General features: G+C 55.1%; 8 protein-coding genes. 1 reads left to right on the plus strand and 7 read right to left on the minus strand.

Features of this window, described 5'->3' with window-relative positions; genetic code table 11:
- Positions 1–67 precede the first annotated feature (67 nt).
- The 4 genes from pyrG to rlmD all read right to left on the minus strand — a co-directional run bounded on the left by pyrG (position 68) and on the right by rlmD (position 6,481).
- Positions 68–1,705: a glutamine hydrolyzing CTP synthase gene (gene pyrG / locus H7A81_RS00295; protein ID WP_034823046.1), complete on the minus strand. Its 1,638-nt coding sequence runs from the start codon at positions 1,703–1,705 to the stop codon at positions 68–70.
- 249 nt (positions 1,706–1,954) lie between these two features.
- Positions 1,955–2,746 carry a nucleoside triphosphate pyrophosphohydrolase gene (mazG, locus tag H7A81_RS00300; RefSeq protein ID WP_182056351.1) on the minus strand — a complete coding sequence of 264 codons (792 nt, stop codon included), beginning with the start codon at positions 2,744–2,746 and terminating at the stop codon, positions 1,955–1,957.
- A 151-nt stretch (positions 2,747–2,897) separates the two neighbouring features.
- Positions 2,898–5,132 carry a GTP diphosphokinase gene (gene relA / locus H7A81_RS00305; RefSeq protein WP_034823050.1) on the minus strand — a complete coding sequence of 745 codons (2,235 nt, stop codon included), beginning with the start codon at positions 5,130–5,132 and terminating at the stop codon, positions 2,898–2,900.
- 32 nt (positions 5,133–5,164) lie between these two features.
- Positions 5,165–6,481, minus strand: coding sequence for a 23S rRNA (uracil(1939)-C(5))-methyltransferase RlmD (rlmD, locus tag H7A81_RS00310; protein ID WP_182056353.1), 1,317 nt, complete (start codon positions 6,479–6,481; stop codon positions 5,165–5,167).
- Between the two features lie 91 nt (positions 6,482–6,572).
- Between rlmD and barA the strand changes: the two genes are divergently transcribed.
- On the plus strand, positions 6,573–9,302 hold the full coding sequence (gene barA, locus H7A81_RS00315; RefSeq protein WP_182056355.1) for a two-component sensor histidine kinase BarA: 2,730 nt from the start codon (positions 6,573–6,575) through the stop codon (positions 9,300–9,302).
- Positions 9,303–9,497: 195 nt separating this feature from the next.
- Here the strand turns inward: barA and H7A81_RS00320 are convergent, their stop codons facing one another.
- From H7A81_RS00320 to garL, 3 genes are all read right to left on the minus strand, one after another.
- Positions 9,498–10,637, minus strand: a complete 1,140-nt coding sequence (locus H7A81_RS00320) for a glycerate kinase (RefSeq protein ID WP_034823056.1) — start codon at positions 10,635–10,637, stop codon at positions 9,498–9,500.
- A gap of 85 nt (positions 10,638–10,722) precedes the next feature.
- Positions 10,723–11,607 carry a 2-hydroxy-3-oxopropionate reductase gene (gene garR, locus H7A81_RS00325; RefSeq protein ID WP_034823058.1) on the minus strand — a complete coding sequence of 295 codons (885 nt, stop codon included), beginning with the start codon at positions 11,605–11,607 and terminating at the stop codon, positions 10,723–10,725.
- Between the two features lie 19 nt (positions 11,608–11,626).
- Positions 11,627–12,394 (minus strand): 2-dehydro-3-deoxyglucarate aldolase, encoded by a 768-nt coding sequence (garL, locus tag H7A81_RS00330; RefSeq protein WP_097117971.1) that lies wholly within the window; start codon positions 12,392–12,394, stop codon positions 11,627–11,629.
- Positions 12,395–12,441: the final 47 nt, after the last annotated feature.

Genomic DNA, 12,441 nt, shown 5'->3' on the forward strand with positions numbered 1-12,441 from the left:
TCAGTACAAGTTAGTCAATCCTAAGACAAACAACGCGCGAAAAGTTCGCGCGCTGTTCGTTAAACTCTTACTTCGCTAACCGCTTCTGGTGCTCCTGCGCGGCTTTAACAAAGCCAGCGAACAGCGGATGACCATCACGCGGGGTCGACGTGAATTCCGGGTGGAACTGACAAGCTACAAACCACGGATGGTTCGGGAGTTCGATGATCTCCACCAGCTGGTCGTCGCCGGAACGGCCCGCAATATGCAGACCCGCCGCTTCAATCGGCTTCAACAGCAGATTGTTCACTTCATAACGATGACGGTGACGTTCAGTAATCACGTCAGAACCGTATAGCTGGCGCACTTTACTTTCCGGCGTCAGCTGGCACTGCTGGCTACCCAGACGCATGGTGCCGCCCAGATCGCTCTGCTCAGTACGTTGCTCAACGTTGCCTTCTTCATCACGCCATTCAGTGATCAGCGCGACCACTGGGTACTTACAGTCTGGCACAAATTCCGTTGAGTTGGCGTCTGCCATCCCGGCCACGTTGCGTGCGAATTCCATCAGCGCAACCTGCATACCCAGGCAGATACCGAGGTAAGGGATGTTGTTCTCACGCGCGTATTGCGCCGTGAGCATTTTGCCTTCCACACCACGGTAGCCGAAACCGCCCGGGATCAGGATAGCATCCAGATCTTTCAGAATTTCGACACCGCGAGATTCCACATCCTGCGAATCGATCAGCTTGATGTTCACGGTTACACGATTTTTCAGGCCACCGTGCTTCAGTGCTTCAATCACTGACTTGTACGCATCTGGCAGTTCGACATATTTGCCGACCATACCGATGGTCACTTCGCCGCCCGGATTGGCTTCTTCATAGATAACCTGTTCCCATTCGGCCAGGTTCGCTTCCGGTGCGCTCAGATTGAAACGCTTACAGATATAGTCATCCAGACCCTGTGATTTCAACAGGCCAGGAATCTTGTAGATGGAATCCACATCTTTCAGGGAAATAACCGCTTTCTCTGGCACGTTACAGAACAGGGCGATCTTCGCACGTTCATTGGCCGGCACAGCGCGGTCAGAACGGCAGATCAGCACATCAGGCTGGATACCGATCGACAGCAGCTCTTTCACTGAATGCTGGGTTGGCTTGGTTTTCACTTCGCCTGCAGCGGCCATATACGGCACCAAAGTCAGGTGCATATACATGGTGTGTTCACGGCCCACATCAACCGCCATCTGGCGAATCGCTTCGAGGAACGGCAGGGATTCAATATCACCTACGGTACCGCCGATTTCCACCAGTACGACATCATGACCTTCGCCGCCTTCGATAATACGTTCTTTAATGGCGTTGGTGATGTGTGGGATAACCTGAATCGTGGCACCCAGATAGTCACCGCGACGCTCTTTGCGCAGCACTTCTGAGTAGATACGACCGGTCGTAAAGTTGTTGCGGCGCGACATTTTGGTACGGATGAAGCGCTCGTAGTGACCCAAGTCCAGATCGGTTTCGGCCCCATCATCGGTAACAAACACTTCACCGTGCTGCGTTGGGCTCATGGTACCCGGATCGACGTTAATGTACGGATCGAGTTTCATGATGGTCACATTCAGACCACGTGCTTCAAGGATGGCTGCGAGGGAGGCTGCGGCAATGCCTTTGCCCAGAGAGGATACGACCCCGCCGGTCACAAAAATATAATTCGTTGTCATGCTGAACCTGAGAGTTTAGGTTTAAAGACGGTGGAATAACCAAGACGGGAAAATAGTCTACCCGAAGTCGTCCTCAGCCACAATTGATGAATCACATCACCCCCCCGCATTGCAGCCGATAACATAGCGAATAGACGAGGGTGAAATGTTGACGTGCGTCACAAAGTTGCCGCTTGGCTGAATCGAGTAAGCTCAAGCGGACAATTTATGCGCAATGCAGGAATAATCTACAATTTGAAGAATAACCGCTTAGTCTTTGTTCTCACTGCATTTCACCTGCTGCCAGGCGGCTTCCATTTGATCCAGGGTCGCATCCTGCATCGCCAGTCCCTGCCCGCTGATGATGGATTCAACCTGACGGAAGCGACGCTCAAATTTATCATTGGCTTTTTGTAAGGCGATTTCGGCTTTGCTGCCCAGATGGCGCGAAAGGTTGACGGTGGCAAACAGCAAATCGCCAATCTCCTCTTCCAGCTTGTCATTGTCGACCACCGCCTGCTGCGCTTCGTGCATCACTTCATCGATCTCTTCATGCACTTTATCCAGCACTGGCCCCAGGTTGTTCCAGTCGAATCCCACCGTGCTACAGCGCTTCTGGATTTTGTAAGCACGCATCAGTGCAGGCAAGGCTTTAGGAATGTCATCCAGCACCGAATGCTGTGACTTCTCTGCGCGCTCGCTGTGTTTGATCGCTTCCCAGTTTTTCAGTACTTCCTGCGTGGTCTCAGCCTGCACATCTCCGAAGATATGCGGATGACGGCGCTCCAGCTTGTCGCTAATCGCATTGCAGATGTCATCGAAGTTGAAACGCTGCTGTTCATCCGCCATTTGCGCGTAAAACACCACCTGAAACAGCAGATCGCCGAGTTCACCACGCAAATCGTCAAAGTCTTCGCGCTGAATCGCATCGATCACTTCGTAGGTCTCTTCCAGCGTGTAAGGGGCGATGGAGGCGAAGGTCTGCTGACGATCCCACGGGCAGCCACGTTCCGGGTCGCGCAAGGTTTGCATGATGGTGAGCAGACGATTCAGGGCTGTCATGGGGAAATCCTTAGGGGTTAAAATGGAAAAGGTCGCCAAAATGGCGACCCTGAGGCGCACCGAAATCTGGTCGACGCGCAGAACAACCTGGACGTGCCATTTCGGGCGTACAGTAAATGCCAGGCTGCCCTTTCATGGCGGCCAGGCCACATCAGTTCAGACGGCGTGCGTCGATGATATCCGGCACCTGATTAAGACGCGCCAGCACGCGACCCAGCACCTGCTGGTTGTAGATTTCGATATCCATATCAATGGTTGCCAGCTGCTTTTTGGTGTCGCTGCGGCTGGAAACGCCCAGCACGTTAACCTTCTCATTCGCCAGAATGGTAGTGATATCGCGCAGTAACCCGCTGCGATCGTTGGCGGTGACGCGTACCACCAGCGAATAGCCGCTCGAATAATCTTCGCCCCACACCGCATCGACAATACGTTCCGGCGCATGGGAGATCAGTTCGCTTAACTGGTCACAGTCGGCTCGGTGAATGGAAATACCGCGCCCCTGGGTGATAAAGCCCACGATATCGTCACCCGGGATCGGCTGGCAGCAGCGCGCAATGTGGTGCAGCAGATTGCCCACGCCTTCCACCACCACGCGTCCACTTTCTCTGCGCGCAGATGAAGGCTGATGTGATTTTTGCGTCAGCTGGCGCAGCGCTTCACGATCTTCCTCTTCCGCACTCGGCTTATTGAGCTTAGCCTGCAGGAAGTTGACCATCTGATTGAGGCGAATATCGCCGCCGCCAATCATCGCCAACAGCTCATCCTGCGAGCTGACGTTATAACGCGGCAGCAGAATTTTTTCTGCATCGCGGAAACTGATATCCAGCTGGCTCAACTCGCTTTCAAGAATCTGGCGGCCAGCCAGAATGTTCTTGTCGCGATCTTGTTTGCGGAACCAGGCGTGAATTTTTGAACGGCCACGGCTGGTGGTGATATAGCCGAGGTTCGGGTTCAGCCAGTCGCGGCTCGGGTTCGGCTGCTTCTGGGTAATCACCTCAATCTGATCGCCCATCTGCAATTGATAGGTGAACGGCACAATGCGACCGCTGATTTTGGCACCAATGCAGCGATGGCCGATATCACTGTGAATGTGATAAGCGAAGTCCAGCGGTGTTGAGCCAGATGGCAGATCGACCACGTCGCCTTTCGGGGTAAACACGTACACCCGATCGTCAAATACCTGACTGCGCACCTCTTCCAGCATCTCGCCGGAATCCGCCATCTCTTCCTGCCAGGTAATCAGCTTACGCAGCCACGCAATGCGTTCTTCGTGCCCTGCCGCACCGCGCGCGTTACTGGAAGTCGGGCCTTCTTTGTACTTCCAGTGCGCGGCCACGCCCAACTCCGCATCTTCATGCATCTGGCGAGTACGAATCTGGATCTCTACCGTCTTGCCCTGCGGACCGAGCACCACCGTGTGAATGGATTGATAACCGTTGGGTTTTGGATTGGCAACGTAGTCGTCGAACTCGCTGGGAAGATGGCGATACAGTGTGTGCACGGTGCCTAACGCGCCGTAGCAATCCTGCAAACGTTCTGCCACGATGCGCACCGCGCGCACATCGAACAGCTCATCAAACGCCAGCGACTTTTTCTGCATCTTGCGCCAGATGCTGTAGATATGTTTCGGGCGGCCATACACTTCAGCACGCACGCCCTCCTTCTGCATCTCTGCACGTAAGTTACTCACGAAATTATCAATGTAACCTTCGCGGTCAATACGGCGTTCATGCAGCAGTTTGGCGATGCGTTTGTACTCATCGGGGTGCAGATAGCGGAAGCAGTAATCTTCTAGCTCCCATTTGAGCTGACCGATACCCAGACGATTGGCTAACGGCGCATAGATATTGGTGCTCTCTTTGGCGGCGAGAACACGTTCGTCTTCTGGTGCATCCTTCATTTCACGCAGGTGGGCAATACGCTCTGCCAGCTTGATAACCACGCAGCGGAAATCTTCCACCATCGCCAGCAGCATGCGGCGCACGTTATCCACCTGCTCGGAGGCCATAGAATCATTGTGGATGGCTTTCAGCTGGCGGATCGCGTCCATATCGCGCACACCGTGTACCAGCGAGACAATGCCTTTGCCGAACGACTTTTCCAGCTCTTCTTCACTGACCACATCCGCGTTGGCCAGCGGGAACAGTAAGGCCGCGCGCAGGCTATCATTGTCCATACTGAGCATGGTGAGTATTTCCACCATCTCAATACCGCGCCACAGCAGCAGAGCCTGATCTGGATGGTTGTGCGTTTCGGTTTCACAGTAGCGCCAGGTATCCGCCAATCGCTGACAGGATTGCGGATTATTGATATTTAAACTGGCGATCCACTGGTCAAGGGCAAATTCCCCTTCCGTATTCAAATGCGCACTTCTAACCGCAACCATATCCTCTCCTGCCATAACGACGAAAACGCCGCTTATGCTTTGCTAAACAGCACCATGGACTCGAGATGACTGGTATGTGGGAACATATCCAGCATCGCGACCCTTTCCAAATGGTAGCCCGCCGACAGTAATGCCTGACTGTCGCGCGCAAGTGTTGTTGGGTTACAGGAAACATAGACCACGCGTTGCGGCGCAAGTTTAACGATATGCGACATCACACCCGCGGCCCCAGCACGTGCTGGATCCAGTAACACCTTGTTAAATCCCTGCGCTGCCCAAGGCTGGTGGGCAACGTCTTCCTCCAGGTTGTGCTGGAAAAAGCGGACATTTTTAAGATTATTCAGCTCAGCATTATACGCTGCCTGGTGGACTAATGCTGCAACACCCTCCACACCCACAGCATTTTGTACGAACTTTCCTACAGGCAAAGTGAAATTACCCATACCGCAAAACAGATCCAGCACCCGATCTTCGGGCTGTAAATCGAGCCATTCAATGGCTTTTGTCACCATCTGCTGATTCACGCCATCATTCACCTGGATGAAATCCTGTGGGCTGAAAGTCAGTTTCAAATCAAACGATTGGTAGAAAGGTGCGTAATCCCCCAGCGGCTGCAAATGCTCGCTGCCGTCCGCCAGATACAACATCAGCTGATGCTCATGCGAAAAGCGTTCCAGTTTTACACGATCGCCTGCGGACAATGCATCAAGATGACGCAGCACCATCACCGGGCCATTATCTGCCAGCACTAACTCGACATGCCCCAGTCGCCGTGCGGCCTGTAAGCTGCTAAGACACTGGTGCAACGGCTGCAGTAACGCTTCAAGCTCGGGCACCAAAATGGGGCATTGAGTTAACTCAACCAAATCGTTGCTGGCCGCCTGGCGGAACCCCATTTGTAAACGCTGCTGTTTAGGCTGCCATTGCAGTCCCAGACGGGCGCGACGGCGATAGCCCCAGGTGTTGCCGCTGATGATCTCATTCACCTGCACCGGCAAAGGCGCATCCCGGCTCAACATTCGGCTCAGCGCACGTGCTTTACTGTCCTCCTGTAACGCGATCGCGGCATGCTGTTGCTGGCAGCCACCACACACGCCAAAGTGCACGCAGCGCGGTGTTTCCCGCTGTGCGCTTGGCTGCATAATCTTTTTGGCCTTGGCCCGCGAGAACTGACGTTTATCTTCCACGACCATAACTTCGGCCTGTTCACCCGGCAGTGCGCCGCTGACAAACATCGCTTTGCCATTATGGCGCGCAACACCTTGTCCAAAGGGGTCAAGGTCTTCGATAGTGACGGTAATACGCTGCTTTGTCGCCACACGCTGTTTTGCGGAGTAAAATTGCGCCATAGTGTTGTGAATTCTCTAAATTAATGGGGTGTGCCATCGCAAGCGGATTGTGCACAGGGATATCAATGCCAGGAGTTGCCAGGCCACAATTATGACCAAATATAGCCTGCGGGCGCGAATGATGATTTTGATACTGGCGCCAACGTTAATGATTGGTCTGCTGCTCAGTACCTTCTTCGTGGTGCACCGTTATAACGAATTACAACATCAGGTGCGCGATGCCGGATCGAACATTATCGAACCGCTGGCAGTCTCCAGCGAATACGGCATGACCTGGCACAATCGTGATGCGATTCGCGAGCTGGTCAGCCTGCTGCATCGTCGTCATTCCGATATTGTCCGTGCCATTACCGTTTTCGACAACAACAATCACATCTACGTCACTTCGAACAACAACCAAAATCTGGCGTTATTGCAGAAAGAAGACATCTCGACGCTGGAAGATGGTGTCTCCGTCGAGCGCCACGGCAATTTGATGGTGCTGCGAACCCCGATTATCTCCGAACGCTATTCCGTAGACGAACTGCCCGGAGAAGATGCCAAACCGGCGGGTAATCCGTTGGGGTATGTGGCTATTGAACTCGATCTGCAATCGGTGCGGCTGGAGCAGTACAAAGAGGTGTTTGTGGCCACTTTGCTTTTACTGTTTTGTTTGTGCATCGCCATGCTGTTTGCCTATCGTCTGATGCGCGACGTCACCGGGCCGATTCGTAACATGGTTTCCACCGTGGACCGCATTCGTCGCGGCCAACTCGACAGCCGCGTTGATGGCTACATGCTGGGCGAACTGAGCATCCTGAAAAACGGCATCAATGCCATGGCGATGTCGCTCACCGCTTATCACGAAGAGATGCAGCAGAATATCGATCAGGCCACCTACGATCTGCGTGAAACCCTGGAGCAGCTGGAGATTCAAAACGTCGAGCTGGATTTGGCGAAAAAGCGCGCGCAGGAAGCGGCGCGTATTAAATCAGAATTCCTCGCCAATATGTCGCATGAGTTACGAACACCGCTCAACGGAGTGATTGGCTTTACCCGTCAGATGCTGAAAACCGGACTGAGCACCAACCAGCGCGATTATATGAGCACCATTGAACGCTCGGCCAATAACCTGCTGAGCATCATCAACGATGTGCTGGATTTCTCAAAGCTCGAAGCCGGTAAACTGGTGCTGGAATCTATCCCCTTCCCGCTGCGCGCCACGCTGGATGAAACGCTGGTGCTGCTGGCACCTTCAGCACATGAAAAAGGACTCGAGATCACCGTTTGTCTGGAAAAACAGGTACCGGATAATGTGATTGGCGACCCGCTACGTTTACAGCAGATCATGATTAACCTGATTGGTAATGCCATTAAGTTTACTGAGCAGGGGCACATCGATTTGCGTGTTGAGCTGCGTAGCCTGAGCACCACGCGCGTTGAACTGGAAATTCAGGTACACGACACCGGCATTGGCATTTCTGAGCAGCAACAGTCACAGCTGTTCCAGGCGTTTCGTCAGGCCGATGCGAGTATTTCCCGCCGCCACGGCGGCACTGGTTTGGGTCTGGTGATCACGCAAAAACTGGTGTCGGAGATGGGCGGAGAGATCGCGTTCCACAGCCGTCAGAATCAGGGATCCACTTTCTGGGTGCATGTTCATCTCGATCTCAATCCCAACGCACCGCCCATTCCGCGTATGCTGGAAGATCTGCGCGCCATCCCGTTAGCCTATATCGAACCCCATGCGGCGGTGGCGAAAGCAGTGCAGGAGATGCTCAGCATCACGCCGCTGCAGGTTCAGCATTTCACTTCACTGGAAGCGCTGCCGGATACCCGCTTCCCGCTGTTGTTGATGGGATTGCCGGTGAACGATCCTCACCCCGCCACGCTGCCGGATGCTTTAATTCAACGGCTGCGCGCCCATGCCGATTCGGTACTGCTGGCGCTGCCCAGCGAGATGATGCTGTTCGCCGACGATTTGCGCGCACGAGGCATCGCCGGCTGTATCGCCAAACCCGTCTCACTGACGCGCTTGTTGCCGATGCTGCTGGATTTGCACAGTTTGCATAACGATGCCTTACCGCACAGTACCCGCCAGCCACTGACGGTGATGGCGGTGGATGACAATCCTGCCAATCTGAAGTTAATCGGTGCGCTGCTGGAGGAGCAGGTTCAACACATCATTCTGTGCGACAACGCGGAACAGGCCATCCGCCAGGCGCGTTTACACAAGCTGGATGTGATTTTGATGGATATCCAGATGCCGGATATCGACGGCATTCGCGCCAGTGAAATCATTCGCAGCCTGCCGCTGCATGCCAATACCCCGATTGTCGCGGTGACCGCGCATGCGCTGGATGGCGAGCGCCAGCAGCTGATTGGTGCCGGGATGAATGATTATCTGGCGAAGCCGATAGACGAAGGCAAACTGAGCCAGCTGTTGCAGCGCTATGCCCCGAACCCCACGGCGGCACCCACACTACTGCCGGATGTTGCGCCGTCGCTCGACTGGACGCTGGCACTGCGTCAGGCCGCCAACAAACCGGAGTTGGCACGCGATCTGCTGCAGATGCTGCTGGATTTCCTGCCGGAGGTGGAAGCGCGCGTGGAGGGTTCCATGGCCAGTAATGATGTTAATGGCCTACGCGAGATTATCCATAAGCTGCACGGCAGTGCCAGCTACAGCGGCGTGCCGCGACTCAAACAACTGTGCCAGCAGCTGGAAAAGAGCCTGCATCAGGAGAGTGATATCGAAGCGCTGGAGCCGGAATTACTGGAGTTGAGTGATGAGATGGCGAACGTGGCGCGTGAGGCCAGGAAAGTGTTGGGCGTGGGATAACGGAACGTTTCATGCTCTCTCTTAAGCACAAGAGAGCGCTAATCGAGCATGGTTAAAGAATGACTCGTCGTCTCAATCATCGCCACCAACGGTCCCCTCGCCCGATAACGGGAGAGGGTTAGGATGAGAGAGGCGCGCCTGTAAGGCCTGCCCCACATTGCTCGCTGCCACGACATTGCGCGCGATCAGCCGCATCTATAAGGCCTGCCCCACCTTGATTGTTGCCGCCACATTGCGCGCGGTCAGTCGCACATTCTGCGCCGCATTGGCTAACGCATCCTCCAGTGAGCCAATGCTAAACAGCACGCTGAATACCGCATCCAGCCCGTGCTGATGCACCACGCCAACATCTGCGGTTAAACTGCCCGCAATGCCAATCACCGGCTTGTTAAACTGCTTTGCCACCTTCGCCACACCAATCGGCACTTTACCGTTAATGGTCTGGCTATCAATACGCCCTTCGCCGGTAATCACCAGATCGGCATCCTGCACCTGATCCGCTAACCCAAGGGCTTCCGTGACGATCTCAATACCGCGACGTAGCTCGGCCTGGCAAAACGCATGCAGTGCCGCGCCCATGCCCCCCGCCGCACCGCCGCCCGCAATGTGCAGCACATCAATGTCTAAATCGCGATGGATAATCTCAGCATAATGCGCCAGCGCTTTATCCAGCTGCTGCACCAGTTCCGGCGTGGCCCCTTTTTGTGGGCCAAAAATCGCAGAGGCGCCCTCTTCACCGGTCAGGGGATTGGTGACATCGCAGGCCACTTCGATGCGGCACTGCTGAATACGTTTATCCAGCTGATCGATTTCAATCCGCGCCAGCTGCGGCAGTGCGCCGCCACCAAAGGCAATCTCATTGCCCTGCTGGTCCAGCAAGCGAGCGCCCAGCGCCTGCATCATACCGGATCCCCCATCGTTGGTGGCGCTGCCGCCAATGCCAATAATGATGTGGTCAACACCGCGATCGAGCGCGTTTTTAATCAGCTCGCCAGTGCCATAAGAGTTGGTGATCAACGGGTCACGCTGCGCGGCCGGCACCAATTCCAGGCCGCTGGCTGCCGCCATTTCAATAAAGGCGCTGCGCTCATCACCCGATAATCCATAAAAAGCCTCAACCGGCGCGCCGAGCGGTCCGGTCACGGTCAATCTGACAATACTTCCCTGCGTCGCCGCCACCATGGCTTCTACCGTGCCTTCGCCACCGTCGGCGACCGGTATTTTCACGTATTCGGCGTCGGGAAAAATTTCGCTAAATCCCGCTTCAATCGCCGCAGCCACTTCCAGGGCGGACAAACTCTCTTTATATGAATCCGGTGCGATGACAATTTTCATAGGCAATCCGAGCGCGATGGATGACGGAGTTCCGTCCTGCTAATGCAGTAAGCTGTCCGGCATCCGCAGACACCGGACAGGCAAACTACCGGGTGATCTCGACCTGAGCTAATTTTTCATAATAGCAAGCCAGCGCACTATGGTCAGATGTGCCCTTGCCGTCGACTTTCAGCGCTTGCATCATTTCCATCACCGCAGCCGTCAGCGGCAGATGCGCGCCAATGCCGTGTGAAGTGTCCAGCGCATTCGCCAAATCCTTGATGTGCAAGTCGATGCGGAAGCCTGGCTTGAAGTTACGATCCAGCACCATCGGCGCTTTGGCATCGAGTACCGTGCTGCCTGCCAGCCCACCACGAATCGCCTGATAGACCAGTTCTGGGTTCACACCGGCTTTGGTTGCCAGCGACAGCGCTTCGGACATCGCCGCGATGTTCAGCGCCACAATCACCTGGTTCGCCAACTTAGTGACGTTACCTGCACCGATATCGCCGGTGTGCACCACCGAACCGGCCATGGCTTTCATGATGTCATAGCACTGGTCGAATACCGCTTTATCGCCACCAACCATCACAGACAGCGTGCCCTCAATCGCTTTTGGCTCGCCGCCGCTGACCGGCGCATCCAGCATCTTGATGCCTTTTTCTGCCAGCGCATCGTGCACTTCACGACTGGCCAGCGGCGCAATCGAACTCATGTCGATCACAATCAGTCCTGGCTTCGCACCTTCGATAATCCCGTTGGCGCCGAGGCAAACCTCTTTCACCTGCGGTGAGTTCGGCACCATGGTGATCACCACATCAACCTGTTCGGCGACCTCTTTTGGCGTTTTCGCCACGGTAGCGCCCAGCTCCACCAGCTCGGCTTCATTGCTGACGTTGTGGTCACGTACCACCAGTGAATAACCGGCTTTCACCAGGTTTTTACTCATCGGTTTGCCCATAATACCGAGGCCGATAAATCCAATTTTCATTGCCTTTCCTCTTCGTCAGTTATTTCTTGAATTTGTCACACAGCGCCTGCGTGGCGTTGCGGAAAACACCGAGATCGCTGCCCACGGCAACGAATGTGGCGCCCCATTCGAGATAACGGCGTGCGTCGGCTTCCACCGGCGCCAGAATCCCGCTCGGCTTGCCCGCCGCTTTGGCACGTTCAAAGATATGTTTGATTACTTTCAGCACTTCAGGATGTGCAGGCTGACCGAGATAGCCCATCGCCGCCGAGAGATCGCCCGGTCCGACAAAAATGCCATCCACGCCGTCAACGGCAGCAATCGCATCAATGTTATCCACCGCCTGCTGCGTTTCGATCTGCACCAGCACCGTGATGTTGTCATTGATGGTGGCGTTGTAATCCGGCAGCGTGCCGTACATGTTACTGCGATGCGAAACCGACACGCCGCGAATGCCCGCTGGCGGATAGCGCGTTGATGCCACGGCGCGAATCGCCTCTTCCTCGGTCTCCACAAACGGCACCAGGAAGTTATAGAAGCCAATATCCAGCAGGCGTTTGATGATGATCGGCTCATTGCACGGCGGACGCACCACCGGCGCACTGTGGCTGCCCTTCAGCGCCATCAGCTGCGGGATAAAGGTGGTGATGTCGTTCGGCGCGTGTTCGCCATCCAGCACCAGCCAGTCAAAACCCGCCAGACCCAGAACTTCGGTGGAAATCGGGCTGGCAAGCGCGCACCAGCTACCAATCAGGGTTTCCCCTGCCTGCAAACGACGACGAAAATGGTTCGGCCAGGCATTGCTCATTGTCTTTACTCCTGTCTGTTACAACAGGCGCCCGCACGGGGCGCCGG

Source organism: Pantoea sp. ME81, assembly GCF_903970985.1.
Lineage (GTDB): Bacteria > Pseudomonadota > Gammaproteobacteria > Enterobacterales > Enterobacteriaceae > Pantoea > Pantoea communis.

Coding starts and splice junctions, on each gene's coding strand:
- mazG (WP_182056351.1), bottom strand. CDS start 2,746: ATGACAGCCCTGAATCGTCTGCTCACCATCATGCAAACCTTGCGCGAC.
- H7A81_RS00320 (WP_034823056.1), bottom strand. CDS start 10,637: ATGAAAATTGTCATCGCACCGGATTCATATAAAGAGAGTTTGTCCGCC.
- relA (WP_034823050.1), bottom strand. CDS start 5,132: ATGGTTGCGGTTAGAAGTGCGCATTTGAATACGGAAGGGGAATTTGCC.
- pyrG (WP_034823046.1), bottom strand. CDS start 1,705: ATGACAACGAATTATATTTTTGTGACCGGCGGGGTCGTATCCTCTCTG.
- garL (WP_097117971.1), bottom strand. CDS start 12,394: ATGAGCAATGCCTGGCCGAACCATTTTCGTCGTCGTTTGCAGGCAGGG.
- barA (WP_182056355.1), top strand. CDS start 6,573: ATGACCAAATATAGCCTGCGGGCGCGAATGATGATTTTGATACTGGCG.
- rlmD (WP_182056353.1), bottom strand. CDS start 6,481: ATGGCGCAATTTTACTCCGCAAAACAGCGTGTGGCGACAAAGCAGCGT.
- garR (WP_034823058.1), bottom strand. CDS start 11,607: ATGAAAATTGGATTTATCGGCCTCGGTATTATGGGCAAACCGATGAGT.